Genomic DNA, 18991 nt, shown 5'->3' with positions numbered 1-18991 from the left:
CGTGGGCGCGGCCGCCCCCGCCGTCGAGCTGCGCGCGTTGTCGGCCCCGGCCGCGCCGGGCGTGCCCGGCCTCGCGCTGCGCGGGCTGGACCTGCGCATCGCGGCCGGCGAGCAGGTCGCGGTGATCGGCGCGTCGGGCGCCGGCAAGACCAGCTTGCTGATGGCGCTGGCCTGCGCGGTGCGGCCGGCGGGCGGCAGCGTGTCGCTGTTCGGACGCGACCCGTGGGCGATGCCGGCGCGCGACCTGCGCCGGCTGCGCGGCCGCCTGTTCCTCGCGCCGCAGGTGCCGCCGCTGCCGCCGCGCCAGCGCGTCGTCACGGCGGTGCTGGCCGGGCGGCTGCCGGCGATGGGGCTGCTGCAGAGCCTGCGCACGCTGTGGAGTCCGCGCGACGCCGGGCTCGCGCAGGCGGCGCTCGCGGAGCTCGGCCTGGCCGACAAGCTGTGGCTGCGCGTCGATCGCCTGTCGGGCGGCGAGCGGCAGCGCGTCGGGCTGGCGCGTGCGCTCGTCTCGCAGGCCGGCCTGTGGCTGGTCGACGAGCCCTTGTCGGCGCTCGACCCGACGCGGGCGCGCGGCGTGATCGATGCGCTGCTCGGCGCCGCGCGGCGCGACGGCCGCACGCTGGTCTGCAGCCTGCACCAGGTGGACGTGGCGCGCGAGCGCTTCGAGCGCATCGTCGCGCTGCGTGCCGGCGTCTGCGTATACGACGGCCCGGCTGCGGGGTTGGACGATGCCGCGCTGCGCGAGCTGTATGCCGGCGAGGTGCCGGCGGCGCCGGAGCCGGGCGACGCCTCCCCGGCGATCAACTTGCTGCCCGAAAGCATGTGCCGCTGATGGACTACGCCATGCGCACGACCGCTGCCGCGCAGCGCGACCCGGCAGTGCTGCGCCGGGTGTCGCTGCTGCTGGTGGCAGCGGTATTGGCCTGGCCGCTGCTGGTGTGGACCGAGTTCAATCCCGCCACGCTGGCTGACGCGCGCAGCCTGGGCGCGAGCTGGAAGTTCGTGTCCGATTTCGTGCCGCCGCGCCACGACGCGGACTTTCTCGCCGAACTGCTGCGCGAGACCTGGCGCACGGTGGCCATCGCGACGGCCGGACTCGCGCTGGCGTGGCTGGCGGCGGTGCCGCTGGCACTGCTCGCGACCTCGCGGCTGTCGCTGAGCGCGCTGGCCACCCCGATGGGTCGGTGGCCCGCGGCCTGCCGCCAGCTGGTGCGCTGGACGCTGGTGGTGTTGCGGTCGATCCCCGAGCTGGTGTGGGCGCTGCTGTTCGTGCGCGTGGTCGGACTCGGTCCGACCGCCGGGGTGCTGGCCATCGCGATCACCTACGGCGGCATGCTCGGCAAGGTGTATGCCGACATCCTCGAGAGCAGCGATGGCGCGTCGACGCACGCACTGCTGCGCAACGGCAGCGGGCGCCTGCAGGCGCTGTGCTTCGGCGCGCTGCCGGAGTGCGCCGGCGAGCTGGTCAGCTACACGGTGTACCGCTGGGAATGCGCGATCCGGTCGTCGGTGGTGCTCGGCTTCGTCGGTGCCGGCGGCCTGGGCCAGTTGCTCGACAGTGCCGCGAAGGTCTTTGCCGGCCGCGATGTGAGCGCGATCCTGCTGGTGTTCATCGCACTGGTGTGGTTGAGCGATCGCGTCAGCGCGGTGTTGCGGCGGGTGATGGGATGAGCGCGCTGTTACCGCCATGGCCGCCATCCCCGCCCTCGTCGACACGCCGCCGCGGCCTGCTGGTGCTGGCAGGCGTGTTCGCGCTGGTGGTCGCCAGCTTCGCGACGCTGGACCTGCGTTGGCGCGACTTCCTCGCACCGGCCGAACTGGCGAAGCTGGTGTCGTTCGGCGCGAGCTTCTTTCCACCGGAGACATCGCCCGCCTTCCTGCGCCGCACGCTCGGTGCCGCCGGCGAGACGCTCGCGATGTCGCTGCTGGGCACGGTGCTCGCCGCGCTGGCCGGGCTGGGCCTGGCCTTGCCCGCGAGCGCACGTGGCGGGCCCGCCGCGCGCGTGCTCCACGCCGGCGCGCGCCTGCTGCTGAATGCGCTGCGCTCGATCCCCGAGCTGGTGTGGGCCACCTTGCTGCTGATCGCCGCCGGCCTCGGCCCGTTCCCCGGCACGCTGGCGCTGGCGCTGCACACCACCGGCGTGCTGGGCCGCCTGTTCGCCGAGAGCATCGAGAACGCCGCCCCCGGTCCGGCCCTGGCGCTGCGGGTGCGCGGCACCGATCGCTTGCGCGTCTTCCTGTGGGCCACGTTGCCGCAGGTGCTGCCGCAACTGCTGTCGTACAGCCTGTACCGCTGGGAGAACAACATCCGCGCCGCGGCCGTGCTGGGCGTGGTCGGCGCCGGCGGCCTGGGCCAGATGCTGTACTTCCACCTGAGCCTGTTCCAGATGCACGAGACCTGCACGGTGCTGCTCGCGATGATCGCGCTGGTGGGGCTCGTCGACGCGCTGTCGTTCGCCGCGCGGCGAGCGTTGAATCGCTGAACTTCGTCTGCTCGCAAGCGGTTCATCTGGACCGGTTGACCCCAACGGGGCCGGATTTCTACACTGCGCCGCAGCCTGGAAAGGCGAGCGATGTACGGTGGCAGCCGGTACTGTCTCTAGCGATTTGGAGAGCTCATGCAAGAACTGACTGAAGAAGAAATCGAGCTGGTGTCTGGCTCAGGTGGTCTACGCGACGGCGTGGTTTCCGCAGCGATCTGGGCCGGCCTTGAGAAGGCCGCAGGCGCGCTGTCTCAATTTGCATCGAATGGTCAGCCGCCCAACTATGGGAACACGACCCCGATGGGCGACATGTTCTGATGAAGAAGGGGCCGGACGTGTTTCGTGCTTCCGGTCCCATTTCAGCGGGCGTCGTTCCCATTGAAATATCCGCTTCCTCTTTCGTTGCAAACCTGCTTGTTTGCTTGCTTCCGAGCCTGCTGATCGGAGAAGTTCTCAGCCTCGTCTTTTCCGCGTCACCCGCTCCTGAAAGCGTCGAGACATTCGCAACCGTTCACTGGCTGCGGGCGGTGTTCCTGCTCTGCGTCTTTGCGCCGTTGGTCGAGAACTGCTTCCTGCTGTACCCGGCGCATCTGATTTCGCTGGTCGTTCGTTCGCACTGGCTCGTTTGCCTGATTGCGGCGGCACCGGTGGTTCTTGCGCACGCCTACCCCGACCGCTGGGAGAAATCCATCGCAGTTGCCTGGCCGTTCGTCTGGTTCGTCCACTGCTTCTTCGTCCTGAAGGCGAAGGGCGTCCCGCTCCCGTCGCGGTTCTGGTTCATCTTCGCCCTGCACGCTGGTGTGAACGCCGTGCTGCTGGGTCTCGTCCGCGTCGCCGACCTGATTCTTTGATGCCCGGGACCGACCCAGCCCCCGCTCGTCGCCCCGTACGCGCGCGAAGCGAAATTCACCCCTCGACAGCGACCAGAACGTCGTAGCACGCCCCCATCGTGTCGGAATCCGTCTTCCCTGTCGGGCTCTTCCCGTCGCTGTACTTCCGGTTGTCGTGCGACAGAACGGTGTACCAGCCCCCATGCTGGTGGTCGACGAAGTGCGCCCAGCTGTAGTCCCAGACGCGGTCGTACCAATCCCAGTACCCGCCTTCGCCGGTGCGCACCGCCAGGCAGGCGGCGGCCGCCAGCGTCTGCGCGTGCGCCCAGGCGTATTTGTCGCTGTCGCACACCGTGTGGTTCGGTGCGAAGCCGCTGAACAGCCCGCCGTGCTTCGCATCCCAGCCGTGCTGCGTCGCCGCGGCAAACAGCTCCCGCGCGCGCGGCAGCAGCCAATCGCTCGGCCGGTGCCGGTCGAGCATCAGCAGCAGCCTGGCCCATTCGGCCAGGTGTCCTGGCTGGAAGCCCCACGGCCGGACGAGGCCCTGGTCGTCACGGTGCTGGTCCCGGTCGATCGACCAGTCGAGCCGGTAGTACTCCCACACCAGCCCCTGCGCCAACCCGGCCAGCCGCTGCGTCACCGAGTGCGCCAGCGTCTGCGCCCGGTCCAGGAACCGCCCCTCGCCGGTCGCCTCGAAGGCCGCCAGCATCGCCTCGCAAGCGTGCAGGTTCGCCTTCTGCCCGCGGTACGGCGCGAGCTTCCAGTCGGCGCTGGCTTCATCGGCATACAGCCCGTGCGCCGGCTCCCAGAAGTGCTGCTCCATCAGCCCGAAGGTCTCGTGCAGCCCGAGCCGCGCGTCGTCGATGCCGGCCATCAGCGCCTGGGCATGCGCCAGCAGCACGCAGGCCAGGCCATCGCAGTGGTTGGTCGCGTCGAGCACGTCGCGCTCGCCGTAGTTGCCGCCGGCGCCATGCCAGCGCACCACCCAGGCGTAGCCGCCGGTGTCGGCGTCGCGGTGCGCATCGCGCAGGAAGCGCAACCCGTGGCGCGTGGCCTCGCGCCATTCCGGCCGGCCGAAGTGCCGTGCCGCCATCGCGTGGTCGATCGCGAAGCGCGCGCTGCTGGCGAGGTGGCGCGTCTCGCGGTCGCAGACCGTGCCGTCGTCGTTGAAGAAATGGTAGAAGCCGCCACTCGGGTCGCGGCCGTGGCCCTCGTAGAAGGCCATCGTGTGCAGGATGTGCCGCCGCAGGAAGTCGGGTGAGCGGAAGTCGATGATCGGTGTCATGTCCTGCCTCCTCGCCGCGCCCTGCAGGCGCTCACGCTGTCACACCACGCGCCTCATCCCACCACGCGCTGCTCGCTTTTCGCGTCGAACAGGTGCGCATCTTCCGGCTGCCAGCGCAGGTGCACGTTGTCGCCCACATGCTGGTGCACCTTGCCGGCCACGCGCGCCGTCAGCTTGCCGACCGCGGTGTCGACCATCGCGTACGTTTCCGGCCCGGTCGGCTCCAGCATGCTGATGGTGCCCGGCAGGCCTTGTTCGGCGAACGACAGGCTCTCCGGCCGCAGCCCGTAGCTGATGCCGGCGGCGTTCGCCGCCTGCAGCGCGCCGCGCTGCGCATCGTTGAGCAGCAGCGCCACGCCCTGCGCGGCCAGCCCGTCGGACGCGCGCTGGCTGTCGATGATGTTCATCGCCGGCGAGCCGATGAACTCGGCGACGAAGCGGGTCGCGGGGCGCGAGTAGATGTCGTCGGGCGTGCCGAACTGCTGCACCAGGCCGTCGCGCATCACCGCGATGCGGTCGCCCAGCGTCATCGCCTCGACCTGGTCGTGCGTCACGTAGACGGTCGTGGTCTTGGTGCGCTGGTGCAGCAGCTTGATCTCGGCGCGCATCTCGACGCGCAGCTTCGCGTCCAGGTTCGACAGCGGCTCGTCGAACAGGAACAGCTTCGGGTTGCGGGCGAGCGCGCGGCCCATCGCGACGCGCTGGCGCTGGCCGCCCGACAGCTGGCCCGGCTTGCGGTCGAGCAGGTGACCGATCTGCAGCATCTTCGAGACGCGCTGGATGGCCTCCTCGCGCTGCGCCTTCGGCACGTTGCGCATCTCCAGACCGAACGCGATGTTCTGCCCGACGTTCATGTTCGGGTACAGCGCGTAGCTCTGGAACACCATCGCGATGTCGCGGTCCTTCGGCAGCGCGTAGGTCACGTCGCGGTCGGCGATGTGGATGGTGCCGGTGGTGGGGGTGTCCAGCCCGGCGATCATCGACAGCAGCGTGCTCTTGCCGCAGCCGGACGGGCCGACCAGGATCAGGAACTCGCCGTTCTCGACCTCGATGTCGATGCCCTTGAGGATCTCCACCGGGCCGTAGCTCTTGCGGACGTTGCGAATTGAAAGTGCACCCATGACGTTTTCTCTGTGAAGCCCGGGCCGTTCAGCCCTTGACGGCGCCGGCCGTGAGGCCGCGCACGAAGTATTTGCCTGCGACGATGTAGACGAACAGCGTCGGCAGCGCGGCGATCATCGCGGCTGCCATGTCGACGTTGTATTCCTTCACCGCGCTCGAGGTGTTGGCCAGGTTGTTCAGGCCGACCGTGATCGGCTTGGACGCGCCGCCCGAGAACACCACGCCGAACAGGAAGTCGTTCCAGATGTTCGTGAACTGCCAGATCAGCGTGACCACCAGGATCGGCGTCGACAGCGGCAGCACGATGCGCCAGAAGATGCGCCAGAAGCCGGCGCCGTCCAGCATCGCCGCCTTGACCAGCTCGTCGGGCAGGCCGACGTAGTAGTTGCGGAAGAAGAGGGTCGTCGACGGCAGGCCGGCGATGATGTGCACCGCCACCAGCCCCCAGATCGAGCTTGCGATGCCGAACCAGCCCAGCACCTGCGACATCGGCAGCAGCACCACCTGCAGCGGCATGAACATGCCGAACAGCATCATCGCGAACATGAACTCGCTGCCGCGGAAGCGCCACTTGCTCAGCACGTAGCCGTTGATCGCGCCCAGCGAGGTCGAGACCATCACCGCCGGCACCACCATCAGCACCGAGTTGAAGAAGAACGGCTTCAGGCCGCCGCAGTCGATGCCGGTGCAGGCGCTAGCCCAGGCCTTGGCCCACGACGCGAAGCCGGGCGAGGAGGGCAGCGACAGCAGGTTGCCCTCGCGCACCTCGTTCATGTCCTTCAGCGACGTCGTGAGCATCACGTACATCGGCATCAGGAAGACCAGCGCGAACAGCAGCAGCACGGACCACAGCGCTGCGCGGTGCCAGTTGAATTTGTTTCCCATGTCTTGTTCTCTCAGCGGCCGCTCAGCGCTTGGCGCGCAGTTCCGAATACAGGTAGGGCACGACCAGCGCCGCCACCGTGGCCAGCATGACCGTGGCCGACGCCGCGCCCAGGCCGATCTGGCCGCGCGAGAACGCCATCGTGTACATGAAGGTGGCCGGCAGGTCGGTCGCGTAGCCGGGGCCGCCGGCGGTCAGCGCCATCACCAGGTCGAAGCTCTTGATCGCCAGGTGGCTCAGCACCATCAGCGTGCTGAAGAAGACCGGCCGCAGGCTCGGGATGATGATGCGCCAGTAGATGCGCGGCAGGCTCGCGCCGTCGATCTGTGCGGCCTTCAGGATCGAGTCGTCGATGCCGCGCAGCCCGGCGAGGAACAGCGCCATCACGAAGCCGGCGCTCTGCCAGACGCCGGCGATCACGACGGTGTAGATCGCCATGTCGGGGTCGATCAGCCAGCTGAAATGGAAGTTCTCGAAGCCCCAGCCCTGCATGACCTTCTCGAGGCCGAGGCCGGGGTTCAGGATCCACTTCCAGGCGGTGCCGGTGACGATGAAGCTCAGCGCCATCGGGTACAGGTAGATGGTGCGCAGCACCCCTTCGACGCGGATCTTCTGGTCGAGCAGGATGGCCAGCAGCAGGCCGATGGCCATGCCGAAGAAGATGAACAGGCCGCCGAAGATGCCGAGGTTCTTCAGCGCGACCCACCAGCGTTCGCTCTCGAACAGGTTGGTGTACTGCGCGAGCCCGACGAATTCGTAGTTGGGCAGCAGGCGCGAGGCCGACAGCGACAGGTAGCCGTTCCAGGCGATCAGGCCGTAGATGAAGAAGAAGGCCAGCAGGAACGACGGAGCGACGACCAGCTTGGGCATCCACTGGCTGAGGCGGACAGAGGGGGAGGATTTCATGGATGGGCAAACCGGGGTGAGACGCGAATGGTGCGCCATCCCCGTGCAACAGGAAGACGGCGCCCGAGTGGGCGCCGTCCGAGGCTTACAGCGGGATCAGCTGGCGCTGTTTACTTCGTCTTCGCCGCAGCGACCAGGCGGTCCTGAGCCTGGGCCGACGTGATCTTGTCGTCGTTCCAGAACTGCGACACCACGTCCTTGATCGCGCCTTCGGCGGCCGAAGGAACGGCCATGCCGTGGGCGATCGACGGGACCAGCGAGCCGGACTTCGAGGTCGACACGAAGTCGGCCGCCGAGGTCTTCGCGCAGTCGTCGAACTTCTTCAGGTCCATGTTCAGGCGAACCGGGATCGAGCCCTTGTTCAGGTTGAACACTTCCTGGAATTCCGGCGACATGATCGCGGCGGCCAGGTCCTGCTGGGCCTTCTGGTTCGCCGGGTCCTTCAGCTTGAACAGCGCGAAGCTGTCCACGTTGTAGGTGTAGGCCTTCGACGTGCCGGGGGCGGCGACGCAGGTGAAGTCCTTGCCCGGGACCTTGCCGGCAGCCAGGAACTCGCCCTTGGCCCAGTCGCCCATGATCTGCATGCCGGCTTCGCCCTTGATCACCATCGCGGTCGCCAGGTTCCAGTCGCGGCCCGGGGCGTTCTTGTCGGTGTAGCCCTTGACCTTGCGGAAGGTGGTCAGCACCTTGTCCATCGTCGCGCTCTTCAGCGAGCCGGCGTCGAGTTGCACCAGGGCCTTCTTGTAGAACTCGGTGCCGCCGACGCCCAGCGCGACGGCTTCGAAGGTGGTGAAGTCCTGCCAGTTCTGGCCGCCGTGGGCGATCGGGATGATGTTGGCCTTCTTCAGCGCTTCAGCGGCGACGAAGAACTCGTCCCAGGTGGTCGGCACCTTCGCGCCGGCCTTCTTGAAGGCTTCCGGGTTGACCCACAGCCAGTTCACGCGGTGCACGTTGACCGGCGCGGCGACGTAGTGGCCCTGGTACTTCAGGCCGTCGGCGATGGCCTTGGGCAGCAGGTCGTCCCACTTGTTGGCCTTGGCGACGTCGTCCATGTTGGCGAGCACGCCTTCCTTGGCCCATTCCTGGATCGACGGGCCCTTGATCTGGGCCGCGGCCGGGGCATTGCCCGACACGACACGCGACTTCAGCACCGTCATCGCCGAATCGCCACCACCGCCGGCAACCGCGAAGTCCTTCCAGGTGTGGCCCTTCGCCTGCATCGTGGCCTTCAGCTCGGCAGCCGCCTTGGCTTCGCCGCCCGAGGTCCACCAGTGCAGGACCTCGACCTCACCGGCTTGCGCCAGCGTGGCAGTCATCAGGCCGGCGGCCATCATCGCGAGGCTCAAGCCGCGCACGGTACGTTGGGAAATCGACATGCATGTCTCCTGGGGGATCAGATTTATGAAGCCTGACGAATCAAGCCGATCGGCAAGCGAGCGCGATGTTAATGTTTCATTAATGTTCTAACAATAGAACATGAACCTGGGACTTTCCCGGGGTCGGACATTCGGGCGCGCACCCGGCTCTTGCACAATCCCGAGCCCTATGAACCCGCTTTCCACGTCTGCGCCACCTGCGCCGCCTGCCCCGCCTTCCCGTTTCGACCGCCTCGATGCGCTGCGCGCGGTCGCCATCCTGTGGATGGCGGCGTTCCACTTCTGCTTCGACCTGAACTACTACCACTTCATCCGGCAGAGCTTCACCACCGATCCGTTCTGGCTGGTGCAGCGCACCTGCATCGTCACGCTGTTCCTGTTCTGCGCCGGCTTCGGGCAGGCGGTGGCGTGGGAGCAGGGCCAGCGCTGGCCGCGCTTCTGGCGCCGCTGGGCGCAGGTGGCGGGTTGCGCGCTGCTGGTCAGCGCCGGCTCATACCTGATGTTCCCGCGCAGCTTCATCTACTTCGGCGTGCTGCACGGCATCGCGCTGATGCTGATCGTCACGCGCGTGACCGCGAACGCCGGCCGCTGGCTGTGGCCGATGGGCGCCATCGCCATCGCCTTGCCCCGGCTGGTGCAGCTGCCGTTCTTCGACACCCGCCTGACCAACTGGGTCGGCCTGATCACGCACAAGCCGGTGACCGAGGACTACGTGCCGGTGCTGCCGTGGATCGGCGTGATGTGGTGGGGACTGGCCGCCGGCCAATGGGTGCTCGCGAACCGGCGCGAATGGGTCACCGGCGCGCTGCCGAAGGGCTTGCATCCGTTCGCGGTGCTCGGGCGCTGGTCGCTGAGCTTCTACATGGTCCACCAGCCGGTGCTGATCGGCCTGCTGCTGCTCGCGACGACTTTGCGCCGCTAACCTACACGCCGCCCAGGACGCGCCCGCAGGCGAAAGCGGTCGACCTGTGATACACAGGGCGCTCGCTCTTCGCCGCCTCCGTCGGCGCGCAAACGGAGAACGGATGACGCGTTTGTCGGTTCAGCAGCTCGCGACCGCGGGCTTCCTGGTGGCAGTGGCTGCCATCCTCGCCCTCGCCGGTATCGGATGGAACTTCGCACGCCAGACGCTCGAGGCCTCGAGCTTCGTCAGCCACACGCACCAGGTGATCAGCGTGACCTCCGACATCCAGTCGGACATCTACCGCAGCGAGGCGGCCCAGCGGGCGTTCATCGCGAGCCGCAACCCGGTGTACCTCGACGAGCGCGACGCCACGCTGGCCGTCATCGACACCGGCTTGCGCCAGTTCTCGTGGCTGACCGCCGACAACCCGCAGCAGCAGGCGAGGGTCGCGGAGCTGCGCGGCGAGATCGCGGCGCGCGTGCAGGTCTTCCACGAGAACGAAACGCTGCAGCCGAACGAGACGCCGCAGGCGCTCGACGAGCGGCTCTCGCGCGGCGTGCGGCGCCTCGAGCGCGTGCGCGCGCTGCTCGACCAGATCAACACCGAGGAACGCCGGCTGCTCGCCGAGCGTGAAGCCGTCGAAGACCAGCGCTCGCAATCCACCGTCACCACCTTCATCGTGTTCCTGGTCGCGCTGGTGCTGCTGCTGGGCGCGATCGCATGGCGGCTGCGGCTCGACTGGGCCGCGCGCCAGCGCGCCGAGCAGGCGGTCGGCGAAGAGCGCCGCTACGACGCGCTGCACGCCCGCGCGCTGACGCTCTACAACGCGCAGGCCACGCGCGAGGTGGTGCTGGCCGAGACGCTGGCGCTGATCGGCGAGAACCCGCTGTTCCCGGTGGCGGTGTTCTACGAGCACGAGGAATGGGGCGGCGTGCTGCGCACGGTGGCGCGGCACAACGCGCCGGCCGACCTGAAGAGCGTGCTGCGCATCGACGATGGCGTGGTCGGCGCAGTGGCGCGCAGCGGCAAGCCGGCATACCTGGAGCACTTCGATGCGGCCAGCGGACTGCGCATCGAGACCGGCCTCGCATCGCTGCACCCCGCCGCGCTGCTGGTCTGCCCGGTCAGCTACCAGGGGCGTCTGATCGGCGTGCTCGCGCTGGCGGCCGCGGCGCCGCTGTCGGCCCGCGACCGCGGCTTCGTCGAGCGGCTGTGCGCGCAGTTCGCGGTGGCTTTGCACAACCTCGGCCAGCTGCAGGAGCTGAACCTGCTGGCCGAGCAGCTGCGCGTTCGCGGCGAGGACATCCAGGTCAAGAACGCCGAGCTCGAGAAGGCCGACCGCATGAAGAGCGAGTTCCTCGCCAACATGTCGCACGAGCTGCGCACGCCGCTGAACGCGGTGATCGGCTTCTCGGGCCTGATGAAGGATGGCCTCGCCGGCGACCTGAACGCCGAGCAGCGGGAGTACGCGAACGACATCCACGTCAGCGGCAAGCACCTGCTGAGCCTGATCAACGACATCCTCGACCTGTCGAAGGTCGAGTCGGGGCACATGCCGCTGGAGCTGGGCGCGGCCGAGCCGTCGCACATCATGACCAGCGCGGTCTCGTTGATGCGCGAGAAGGCGGCCACGCGGCGCCTGCGGCTGAACGCGGTGTGCGCGCCGGACCTCGGCAGCCTGCAGCTGGACCTGCGCAAGTCCAAGCAGATCGTCTTCAACCTGCTGTCGAACGCGATCAAGTTCACGCCCGAAGGCGGCGTGGTCACGCTCGCGATGAAGCGGGTGGCGCGCGCCGAGGTCGACGGCGTGCTCGAGGCGCAGGACACGCGCGTCTTCCGGCCGGCCGAGCGCACGCTGGCGTCGTTCCTGGAGATCCGCGTCGAGGATTCCGGCATCGGCATCGCGCCCGGCGGCATCGGGCGGCTGTTCCAGCCGTTCGTGCAGATCGACTCGTCGCTGTCGCGCGAGTACGAGGGCACCGGCCTCGGGCTGACGATGGTCAAGCGGCTGGTCGAGCTGCATGGCGGCGGGCTGATGCTGCGCAGCACGCCGAACGTCGGCACCACCTTCGTGGTCTGGCTGCCGTGGCGGCCGGCTGCCGACGAGACGCAGCGCGAGCCGCCGCTGCCCGAGCCGGTGGCGCTGCCGGCGTCGCACGGCGGGTCGCGCGAGGCCGCTCCCGATGCGCCGCTGATCCTGATCGTCGAGGACGACCCGCGCACCGCGACCTTGATGCGCGCGCAGCTCGAATCCGACGGCTACCGCGTCGAGGTCGCGCGCAGCGCCGAAGACGGCCTGACGCGGGCCGCGGCGCTGATGCCGGCCGCGCTGGTGCTCGACATCATCCTGCCGGGCCGCGACGGCTGGGACCTGCTGTCGCAGCTGAAGGAGCAGCCGCAGACCGGGCACATCCCGGTCGTCATCGTGTCGATCACCGCCGAGGCGCGGCGCGGCTTCGCGCTCGGTGCGTCGCAGGTGCTGACCAAGCCGGTGTCGAAGGACGACCTGCTGGCCGCGCTGGCGGCGGTCGGGCTGGACGGGCAGTTGCCGGCGGCGCGGGTGCTGGTGGTCGACGACGACCCGAAGGCCGTCACGCTGGTCGGCAAGCACCTGAAGTCGGCCGGCCTCGTGCCGATGCTGGCCTACAGCGGCCGCGAGGCGCTGGAGGTGGTGCGCCAGCAGCGGCCGGCGCTGATCGTGCTCGACCTGATGATGCCGCAGCTGTCGGGCTTCGACGTGATCGAGGCGCTGCGCGGGCGCAGCGACACCGCCGACATCCCGATCATCGTGTTGACCGCCAAGCTGCTGACGGTGCAGGACCGGGCGCTGCTGAGCGGGCGCGTGCAGCAGGTGATGGAAAAATCCGATTTCCAGCCGGCCAGCCTGCTGGCCGAGGTGAGGCGGGCGCTGGCCAAGGGCCGGCCGCGACAGGCACGAACGGCCTGACAACGAACAAGGCGAGGACACTCCATGGCACGCATCCTGGTCGTCGAAGACAACGCACAGAACCGCAAGCTTGCGCAGCTGGTGCTGCAGAAGGGCGGGCACGAGGTGATCTGCGCCGAAGGCGGCGAGGAGGGCGTGCGGCTGGCCCGCGAGCAGCTGCCCGAGCTGGTGCTGATGGACATCCAGATGCCCGGCATGGACGGCCTGGAGGCGACGCGGCTGCTGCGAGCCAGCCCGGCGACGGCGGGCCTGAAGATCATCGCGCTGACGGCGCTGGCGATGAAGGGCGACGAGGAGCGCATCCTGCGGTCCGGCTTCGATGCCTACCTGGCCAAGCCCTTCGACTACGCCGAACTGGTCGGGATGGTGCAGCGGCATCTCGCGTAGGCCGGAGCCGGCCGACAGGCCGCGACCGATCGAGCAACGCCCCTCGCGGAACCGGCTTCGCCGGGCCGCCGGGTGGCGCCCTTCGGGGGCCGAGCCCGGACACGAACAGTCCTGAGGATTGTTCGTGCCTGGCGAGGAGCTGGGCCTCTGGCCCAGCGCGGCCTGCGAGGCAGGAGCGATGGCGACCGGGGGGCACAATACTTCCATGAGCAACAAGATCCTGTTCGGCTTCCACGCCGTCACCGTGCGGCTGAAGACCGCGCCGAAGTCCATCCTCGAGATCCACGTCGACGCGAGCCGCCGCGACCAGCGCATGCGGCAGTTCGTCGAGCGGGCGAACGAGGCCGGTGCCAAGCTGGTCGACAGCGACGACGACCGGCTGCAGAAGCTGTGCGGCACGCACCGCCACCAGGGCGTGGTCGCTCGGGTCGAGGCGATGGCGATGAGCCATTCGCTGGACGACACGCTCGACGCCGTCGAAGAGCAGCCGCTGCTGCTGGTGCTCGACGGCATCACAGACCCGCACAACCTCGGTGCCTGCCTGCGCGTGGCCGACGGCGCCGGCGCGCATGCGGTGATCGCGCCGAAGGACCATGCGGTGGGCATCAACGCCACCGTGTCCAAGGTGGCCAGCGGCGCGGCCGACACGGTGCCGTACTTCATGGTCACCAACCTGGCACGGACCTTGAATGAACTGAAGGAGCGCGACATCCTGATCGTCGGCACCTCGGACGACGCGCAGCAGTCGCTGTACGACATCGACCTGGCCCGGCCGGTCGCGCTGGTGCTCGGCGCCGAAGGCAGCGGCATGCGCCAGCTGACCGGCAAGACCTGCGACGTGCTGGTGCGGCTGCCGATGCGCGGCGCGGTCGAGAGCCTGAACGTCTCGGTGGCCAGCGGCATCTGCCTGTACGAGGCGCTGCGCCAGCGGATGAAGCAGCCCGACTGACATCGCCCACCGGAGCACGCCATGCCGACCATTGCCGTCAACCACCCGCTCGTCCGCCACAAGATCGGGCTGCTGCGCGAGGCCGACATCTCGACCAAGAAGTTCCGCGAGCTGACCCACGAGCTCGCGCGGCTGCTCGCCTACGAGGCCACGGCCGACTGGCCTTTGACCCGGACGACGATCGAATGCTGGAGCGGTCCGGTCGAGATCGACCAGATCAGCGGCCGCAAGGTCACGGTGGTGCCGATCCTGCGGGCCGGCCTCGGCATGCTCGATGGCGTGCTCGACATGATCCCGAGCGCGAAGGTCAGCGTGGTCGGGCTGTCGCGCAACCACGAGACGCTGCAGCCGGAGCATTACTTCGAGAAGTTCGTCGGCCACCTCGACGAGCGCACCGCGCTGATCGTCGACCCGATGCTCGCCACCGCCGGCTCGATGATCGCGACCATCGACCTGCTGAAGCGCCGCGGCTGCACCGACATCCGCGCGCTGGTGCTGGTGGCCGCGCCGGAAGGCGTTGCCGCACTGCAGCAAGCCCACCCCGACGTGCGCTGCTGGACGGCGTCGATCGACAGCCACCTGAACGAGCTGGGCTACATCATCCCGGGCCTCGGCGACGCCGGCGACAAGATCTTCGGAACCAAGTGAATTCGCGGCCTGCAGCGTGCTGCAGTGCCGCATGAATGTTCGTTGGATACCCCTATTGGCCCCGGGCCGTTCACCAAAGCGTCACCGCTTCGGATCACACTCTGCGTTCGTGCTGAGCACGGTGTGACGGTCGCGACACCGTCGTTAACTGTGGAGCGACGTTGAGTGACATTCAGACCCTTGAAGGACCGCTGTTCGAACCCTATCGTCTGTCGGTGACCCGAGGGAGACCCCCGATGAAGAGCCCGTTTCGTTTCTGGATGACCGGTGGCATCGCGATGATCGTCGCAGCCCTGGGTGGTACCCGCGCCTTCGGCGCTGAAGAGCGCCTGACGCGTGCCAGCGTCAGCCGGTTCGGCGTGACCGAGACCGTGCAGCGCATCGAAGCCTGCGCCGAGCGGCACGGCATGCCGGTGCTGGTGCGCCTGCAGCAGAGCGTCGGCGAAGACAACGAGCGCCAGCGCCTGGTGATCGTGTTCGAGTCGACGCAAGGCGGCACGCCGGTGTTGATGACCAGCTCCGACGCGTCGCCCGACCTGCTGTTGCGGGTGGTGGTGCAGCGCGGCGCGAACGGCAGCACCGAGGTGATGTGGCGCGGCGCGGCGCTCGACGAGTTGCCCGACGGGCTGTCGCCGGAACTGCTGCACGATCTCGCCGACCTGCCGGCATTGGTGGCCGAAGCGCTGACCTGATCGGGCCGGTCGCCCGGACGCCGATCCGGGGTTCGTCGTCCACTGCGAAGGCTGCTCCCGGATTCAGATCCACCCGAGGGCGCCGACGATGGCGCCGAGTGCGACCAGCCACAGCGGGCTCAGACGCGTCTTCAGCATCACCGCGACCGTGACGGCGATCAGCACGATCGCAGCGGGCCGGTCGCGCACCGGGTCCGCGAGGATCCAGCCGGTGGCCAGCAGCAGGCCGAGCGTCAGCGGCGCGAGGCCGGTCTTGAACGCCCGCACGCCCAGCGTGTCGCGGCGCGAATGGCTCCAGCGCGTCGCCCACAGCGCGAGCGTGGTCGACGGCAGCATGATGCCCAGCAGCGTGGCCGCGGCGCCTGCGAGGCCGGCCGCGTTGAAGCCGAGCACCGCGACGAAGAGCACGTTCGGTCCCGGCGCCGCCTGCGCCAGCGCGACCGACGCGGTGAACAGGTCGTCGCTGAGCCAGTGCCGCTCGCCGACCACGTAACGGTGCATGTCGGGCGCGGTGGTGATCGCGCCGCCGACGGCCAGCAGGCTCAGCATCAGGAAATGGCTGAACAGCGCGAACAGGTCGCCGGCGCTCAGCCCGTGCAGCCCAAGCTCGTTCAACCGACCCCCTTTGCCCTGCGGGCAGTCCCCCCGAGGGGGAGCGAGCACCTTCGGAACGACCGTGCGGTGCTCATCGGCGCAGCCTCCACCAGGCGGCCGCGATCCCCAGCGAACCCAGCCCGGCCAGCACCCAGACCAACGGCCAGCGCATCAGCGCGACCATCACGAAGGTGCAGGCGCCGATCGCCAGGCTGAGCGGCAAGCCCATCTCGTTGCGCTTCAGGCTGGTCGCCAGCTTCAGCCCGGTCGCGATGATCAGCCCGGCCGACACCGCGCCCATGCCGCGCAACGCGCCGCTGACCATCGGGTGCTGCGCGGCCCGTGCATACAGCGCGGCCAGCAGCAGCACGATGACGAGCGGCGCGAGCAGCATGCCGGCCAGCGCGGTGAACGCGCCGCGCAGCCCGAAGAAACGGTCGCCGATCATCAGCGACAGGTTCACGATGTTCGGCCCCGGCAGCACCTGGGCGACCGACAGGATCTCGACGAACTCGTCGCGGCCGAGCCAGCGCTCGCGCTCCACCAGTTCGCGCTGCGCAACCGCCAGCACGCCGCCGAAGCCTTGCAGCGCAAGGCGGTTGAAGACGCGGAACAGCTCGCGAAGCGAACCCGGCTGGCGCAGCGCAAGCTCGGTGTCAGGCATCGCGGAACACCGGTGGGCGGGGAGCGTCGGCGGCGGCCTGCGGGCTCAACGGATGACCCGCATCGCTTCGGGGTTCACCAACCGGGTCGGTGTGCCGTTGATGAAGTTGACGACGTTGTCGAAGGCGGCGCTGAAGTAGAGCTCGTAGCTGTCCTGCTCCACGTAGCCGATGTGCGGCGTGCAGACCGCGTTCTCGAGCCGCAGCAGCGGGTGGCCCTGCAGGATCGGCTCGCTCTCGAACACGTCGACCGCCGCCATGCCGGGGCGGCCGCGGTTCAGCGCCGACACCAGCGCGCCTTCCTCGACCAGCTCGGCGCGCGAGGTGTTGACCAGCAGCGCGGTCGGTTTCATGCGGGCCAGGTCGTCGGTGGTGACGATGCCGCGGGTCTCGTCGACCAGCCGCAGGTGCAGCGACAGTACGTCGCAGGTCTCGAAGAAGGCCTCGCGCGAATCGGCCGCGTGGTGCCCGTCGGCCCGCGCCTGCTCGCGCGAGCCTTCGCTGCCCCAGACGACGACATTCATGCCGAAGGCCCGGCCGTAGCCGGCCACCATCTGCCCGATCTTGCCGTAGCCCCACAGGCCGAGCGTCTTGCCCTTCAGCACCATGCCGAGCCCGAAGTTCGGCGGCATCGACGCCGATTTGAGGCCCGACTGCTGCCAGGCGCCGTGCTTCAGGTTGCCGATGTACTGCGGCAGCCGGCGCATCGCCGCCATGATCAGCGCCCAGGTCAGTTCGGCCGGCGCGACCGGCGAGCCGACGCCTTCGGCCACCGCGATGCCCAGCCGCGTGCAGGTCTCGAGGTCGATGTGCGAGCCGACGCGGCCGGTCTGCGAGATCAGCTTCAGCTTCGGCAGCTTTTCGAGCAGCTGGCGCGGGAACTGGGTGCGTTCGCGGATCAGCACCAGCACTTCGGCGTCGCGCAGGCGCACCGCCAGCTGGCCGATGCCCTTGACGGTGTTGGTGAACACCTTGGCATTCAGTTGCTCCAGGCGCTGGGCGCACTTGAGCTTGCGGACCGCATCTTGGTAGTCGTCGAGGATGATGATGTTCACGGCTTTGATTGTGCATGCTCGGCGGGGCGTCGCCACCCCACGCCGGCAGGATGTGGCCAGGAAGGCTAGCATCCGCCCCCACACCCCTTTTGTTGCCCTCATCCGGAGACCGCGATGTCCCTCACCATGTACTCGGCCAGCGTGCCGATCTTCCTGCGAACCCTCGGCCACATCGGCAAGTGGCTGGACAAGGCAGAAGCCCATGCGCAGGCGAAGAAGTTCGACATCGGCGTGCTGCTCGGCACGCGCCTGTCGCCCGACATGCTGCCGTTCACGCGGCAGGTGCAGATGACCAGCGATGCGGCGAAGTTCGGCGCGGCCCGGCTGGCCGGCATCGAGTCGCCGAAGTTCGACGACGTGGAGACGACGCTGCCCGAGCTGCGCGAGCGCATAGCGAAGACGGTGGCCTTCCTCGAGTCGATCCCCGCCGAGAAGATCGACGGCAGCGACGACAGGGATGTGACGATCCCGCGCCGCGACGGTCCGCTGACGCTGAAGGGCGAGGTCTACCTGCGCACCTTCGTGCTGCCCAACTTCTACTTCCACACGAACATGATCTACGCGCTGCTGCGCCACAACGGCGTCGAGCTGGGGAAAAGCGACTATCTGGGTCCCCTCGGCGCCTGAGGGGTGCGCATGTGTGGCGTATGACGCCGACGCACCAAGCGGCCGCCGCGGAACCGGCTTGGCCGGGCCGCTGGCGGCGCCCCCTTGAGGGGGAGAGAGCGTCAGCCCGAGGGGGCCCGCTGAAGGCGCTTCGGGGGTGGGTCTGTCAGAGCGGGACGAATTCGGTGTCGCGGCCAGCCATCGGGAACGCGGCGTCGAGCTGGCGGCGCACCGCCTTGCGGTCCTCGGGCGGCAGCACGGCGAGCAGCGTCTCGCTCAGTTCGAGCAGTTCGCCGATGTCGCCGGCGATGCGCAGCTGGCGCTTCAGCAGCGCCGCCGACGCCCCCTGCAGCCCGGCGGCCGATTGCATGAAGCACTGCTTCATCTCGACGAAGACACGGCGTGCCGCAACGCGGGCCAGGCGCTCCTGCGGCATCCCGGGGATGCTCTGGAGGGTGGCGAAGTCGAGGTCGAACGAGGAGCGTGCGGTTTTCATGTCGATGGCCTGGGGCTTCACGTGCATGGCTTTCGGCCGACGCACGCGCAGGTGTAGGTGCACCGGCATTCTGTACAGCGGTGGCTGACGCAGATCGCACGAAATGAGGTGCTTCTGCCTGCCGTTCATCGCGCCGGCTACGCTGTGCGGGAACTGACGAGGGGGA

21 protein-coding genes are annotated in these 18991 nt (G+C 68.8%); 12 read left to right on the top strand and 9 right to left on the bottom strand.

Going from position 1 to position 18991, the window contains the following annotated elements; translation table 11 throughout:
* Position 1: 1 nt before the first annotated feature.
* The 5 genes from FHT26_RS25150 (at position 2) to FHT26_RS25130 (ending at position 3334) form a co-directional block, all read left to right on the top strand.
* Positions 2-832, top strand: coding sequence for an ATP-binding cassette domain-containing protein (locus FHT26_RS25150; RefSeq protein ID WP_168562826.1), 831 nt, complete (start codon positions 2-4; stop codon positions 830-832).
* Between the two features lie 11 nt (positions 833-843).
* Complete coding sequence (locus FHT26_RS25145; protein WP_210427581.1) at positions 844-1671, top strand: PhnE/PtxC family ABC transporter permease; 828 nt, start codon at positions 844-846, stop codon at positions 1669-1671.
* Entirely contained in the window at positions 1668-2483 is an 816-nt protein-coding gene (gene phnE, locus FHT26_RS25140) for a phosphonate ABC transporter, permease protein PhnE (protein ID WP_168562824.1), read from the top strand. Before FHT26_RS25145 ends, phnE begins: the two co-directional genes overlap by 4 nt.
* 135 nt (positions 2484-2618) lie before the next feature.
* Positions 2619-2801 (top strand): hypothetical protein, encoded by a 183-nt coding sequence (locus FHT26_RS25135; protein ID WP_168562823.1) that lies wholly within the window; start codon positions 2619-2621, stop codon positions 2799-2801.
* Positions 2801-3334 (top strand): hypothetical protein, encoded by a 534-nt coding sequence (locus FHT26_RS25130; RefSeq protein ID WP_168562822.1) that lies wholly within the window; start codon positions 2801-2803, stop codon positions 3332-3334. The genes FHT26_RS25135 and FHT26_RS25130 overlap by 1 nt, the downstream gene beginning before the upstream one ends.
* Before the next feature lie 55 nt (positions 3335-3389).
* Here FHT26_RS25130 and FHT26_RS25125 read toward each other — a convergent pair whose 3' ends face one another.
* The 5 genes from FHT26_RS25125 to FHT26_RS25105 form a co-directional block, all read right to left on the bottom strand.
* Positions 3390-4598, bottom strand: coding sequence for an AGE family epimerase/isomerase (locus FHT26_RS25125; RefSeq protein WP_168562821.1), 1209 nt, complete (start codon positions 4596-4598; stop codon positions 3390-3392).
* Between the two features lie 53 nt (positions 4599-4651).
* A complete protein-coding gene (locus tag FHT26_RS25120; RefSeq protein WP_168562820.1) occupies positions 4652-5719 on the bottom strand; it encodes an ABC transporter ATP-binding protein in 1068 nt (355 codons plus the stop codon).
* A gap of 28 nt (positions 5720-5747) precedes the next feature.
* The gene (locus FHT26_RS25115) at positions 5748-6605 is read right to left on the bottom strand and encodes a carbohydrate ABC transporter permease (protein WP_168562819.1); all 858 of its coding nucleotides are present in this window, start codon (positions 6603-6605) and stop codon (positions 5748-5750) included.
* Between the two features lie 22 nt (positions 6606-6627).
* The gene (locus tag FHT26_RS25110; RefSeq protein ID WP_210427580.1) at positions 6628-7509 is read right to left on the bottom strand and encodes a carbohydrate ABC transporter permease; all 882 of its coding nucleotides are present in this window, start codon (positions 7507-7509) and stop codon (positions 6628-6630) included.
* Positions 7510-7619: 110 nt separating this feature from the next.
* Positions 7620-8843 carry an ABC transporter substrate-binding protein gene (locus FHT26_RS25105; RefSeq protein WP_168562861.1) on the bottom strand — a complete coding sequence of 408 codons (1224 nt, stop codon included), beginning with the start codon at positions 8841-8843 and terminating at the stop codon, positions 7620-7622.
* Positions 8844-9054: 211 nt separating this feature from the next.
* Between FHT26_RS25105 and FHT26_RS25100 the strand changes: the two genes are divergently transcribed.
* The 6 genes from FHT26_RS25100 to FHT26_RS25075 all read left to right on the top strand — a co-directional run bounded on the left by FHT26_RS25100 (position 9055) and on the right by FHT26_RS25075 (position 15412).
* Complete coding sequence (locus tag FHT26_RS25100; RefSeq protein ID WP_168562817.1) at positions 9055-9807, top strand: heparan-alpha-glucosaminide N-acetyltransferase; 753 nt, start codon at positions 9055-9057, stop codon at positions 9805-9807.
* Positions 9808-9910: 103 nt separating this feature from the next.
* Complete coding sequence (locus tag FHT26_RS25095; RefSeq protein WP_168562816.1) at positions 9911-12736, top strand: response regulator; 2826 nt, start codon at positions 9911-9913, stop codon at positions 12734-12736.
* Between the two features lie 24 nt (positions 12737-12760).
* The gene (locus tag FHT26_RS25090; protein ID WP_168562815.1) at positions 12761-13123 is read left to right on the top strand and encodes a response regulator; all 363 of its coding nucleotides are present in this window, start codon (positions 12761-12763) and stop codon (positions 13121-13123) included.
* A gap of 205 nt (positions 13124-13328) precedes the next feature.
* Positions 13329-14072 carry a 23S rRNA (guanosine(2251)-2'-O)-methyltransferase RlmB gene (rlmB, locus tag FHT26_RS25085; protein ID WP_168562814.1) on the top strand — a complete coding sequence of 248 codons (744 nt, stop codon included), beginning with the start codon at positions 13329-13331 and terminating at the stop codon, positions 14070-14072.
* A 21-nt stretch (positions 14073-14093) separates the two neighbouring features.
* A complete protein-coding gene (gene upp, locus FHT26_RS25080) occupies positions 14094-14720 on the top strand; it encodes a uracil phosphoribosyltransferase (protein WP_056807849.1) in 627 nt (208 codons plus the stop codon).
* Positions 14721-14956: 236 nt separating this feature from the next.
* Complete coding sequence (locus FHT26_RS25075; RefSeq protein ID WP_157598294.1) at positions 14957-15412, top strand: DUF302 domain-containing protein; 456 nt, start codon at positions 14957-14959, stop codon at positions 15410-15412.
* A 63-nt stretch (positions 15413-15475) separates the two neighbouring features.
* Here FHT26_RS25075 and FHT26_RS25070 read toward each other — a convergent pair whose 3' ends face one another.
* The 3 genes from FHT26_RS25070 to FHT26_RS25060 all read right to left on the bottom strand — a co-directional run bounded on the left by FHT26_RS25070 (position 15476) and on the right by FHT26_RS25060 (position 17723).
* Complete coding sequence (locus tag FHT26_RS25070; protein WP_282597202.1) at positions 15476-16027, bottom strand: chromate transporter; 552 nt, start codon at positions 16025-16027, stop codon at positions 15476-15478.
* Between the two features lie 70 nt (positions 16028-16097).
* Positions 16098-16670 carry a chromate transporter gene (locus FHT26_RS25065; RefSeq protein ID WP_168562813.1) on the bottom strand — a complete coding sequence of 191 codons (573 nt, stop codon included), beginning with the start codon at positions 16668-16670 and terminating at the stop codon, positions 16098-16100.
* 45 nt (positions 16671-16715) lie between these two features.
* Entirely contained in the window at positions 16716-17723 is a 1008-nt protein-coding gene (locus FHT26_RS25060) for an NAD(P)-dependent oxidoreductase (protein WP_168562812.1), read from the bottom strand.
* A 114-nt stretch (positions 17724-17837) separates the two neighbouring features.
* On the opposite strand from FHT26_RS25060, the gene FHT26_RS25055 reads away from it, so the two are divergent.
* Complete coding sequence (locus tag FHT26_RS25055; protein WP_168562811.1) at positions 17838-18350, top strand: DUF1993 domain-containing protein; 513 nt, start codon at positions 17838-17840, stop codon at positions 18348-18350.
* A gap of 145 nt (positions 18351-18495) precedes the next feature.
* Here the strand turns inward: FHT26_RS25055 and FHT26_RS25050 are convergent, their stop codons facing one another.
* Positions 18496-18825 carry a hypothetical protein gene (locus tag FHT26_RS25050; RefSeq protein WP_168562810.1) on the bottom strand — a complete coding sequence of 110 codons (330 nt, stop codon included), beginning with the start codon at positions 18823-18825 and terminating at the stop codon, positions 18496-18498.
* Positions 18826-18991: the final 166 nt, after the last annotated feature.

Origin of the sequence: Rhizobacter sp. SG703 (assembly GCF_012275445.1) — a bacterium.
Classification (GTDB): Bacteria; Pseudomonadota; Gammaproteobacteria; order Burkholderiales; family Burkholderiaceae_C; genus Rhizobacter.
This window is presented reverse-complemented; position numbering and strand designations above follow the sequence as displayed.

Bases quoted from the DNA above. Each gene is read 5' to 3' on its own strand.
- FHT26_RS25145 (WP_210427581.1), top strand. From the start codon at position 844: ATGCGCACGACCGCTGCCGCGCAGCGCGACCCGGCAGTGCTGCGCCGG.
- phnE (WP_168562824.1), top strand. From the start codon at position 1,668: ATGAGCGCGCTGTTACCGCCATGGCCGCCATCCCCGCCCTCGTCGACA.
- FHT26_RS25135 (WP_168562823.1), top strand. From the start codon at position 2,619: ATGCAAGAACTGACTGAAGAAGAAATCGAGCTGGTGTCTGGCTCAGGT.
- FHT26_RS25130 (WP_168562822.1), top strand. From the start codon at position 2,801: ATGAAGAAGGGGCCGGACGTGTTTCGTGCTTCCGGTCCCATTTCAGCG.
- FHT26_RS25125 (WP_168562821.1), bottom strand. From the start codon at position 4,598: ATGACACCGATCATCGACTTCCGCTCACCCGACTTCCTGCGGCGGCAC.
- FHT26_RS25120 (WP_168562820.1), bottom strand. From the start codon at position 5,719: ATGGGTGCACTTTCAATTCGCAACGTCCGCAAGAGCTACGGCCCGGTG.
- FHT26_RS25115 (WP_168562819.1), bottom strand. From the start codon at position 6,605: ATGGGAAACAAATTCAACTGGCACCGCGCAGCGCTGTGGTCCGTGCTG.
- FHT26_RS25110 (WP_210427580.1), bottom strand. From the start codon at position 7,509: ATGAAATCCTCCCCCTCTGTCCGCCTCAGCCAGTGGATGCCCAAGCTG.
- FHT26_RS25105 (WP_168562861.1), bottom strand. From the start codon at position 8,843: ATGATGGCCGCCGGCCTGATGACTGCCACGCTGGCGCAAGCCGGTGAG.
- FHT26_RS25100 (WP_168562817.1), top strand. From the start codon at position 9,055: ATGAACCCGCTTTCCACGTCTGCGCCACCTGCGCCGCCTGCCCCGCCT.
- FHT26_RS25095 (WP_168562816.1), top strand. From the start codon at position 9,911: ATGACGCGTTTGTCGGTTCAGCAGCTCGCGACCGCGGGCTTCCTGGTG.
- FHT26_RS25090 (WP_168562815.1), top strand. From the start codon at position 12,761: ATGGCACGCATCCTGGTCGTCGAAGACAACGCACAGAACCGCAAGCTT.
- rlmB (WP_168562814.1), top strand. From the start codon at position 13,329: ATGAGCAACAAGATCCTGTTCGGCTTCCACGCCGTCACCGTGCGGCTG.
- upp (WP_056807849.1), top strand. From the start codon at position 14,094: ATGCCGACCATTGCCGTCAACCACCCGCTCGTCCGCCACAAGATCGGG.
- FHT26_RS25075 (WP_157598294.1), top strand. From the start codon at position 14,957: ATGAAGAGCCCGTTTCGTTTCTGGATGACCGGTGGCATCGCGATGATC.
- FHT26_RS25065 (WP_168562813.1), bottom strand. From the start codon at position 16,670: ATGCCTGACACCGAGCTTGCGCTGCGCCAGCCGGGTTCGCTTCGCGAG.
- FHT26_RS25055 (WP_168562811.1), top strand. From the start codon at position 17,838: ATGTCCCTCACCATGTACTCGGCCAGCGTGCCGATCTTCCTGCGAACC.
- FHT26_RS25050 (WP_168562810.1), bottom strand. From the start codon at position 18,825: ATGAAAACCGCACGCTCCTCGTTCGACCTCGACTTCGCCACCCTCCAG.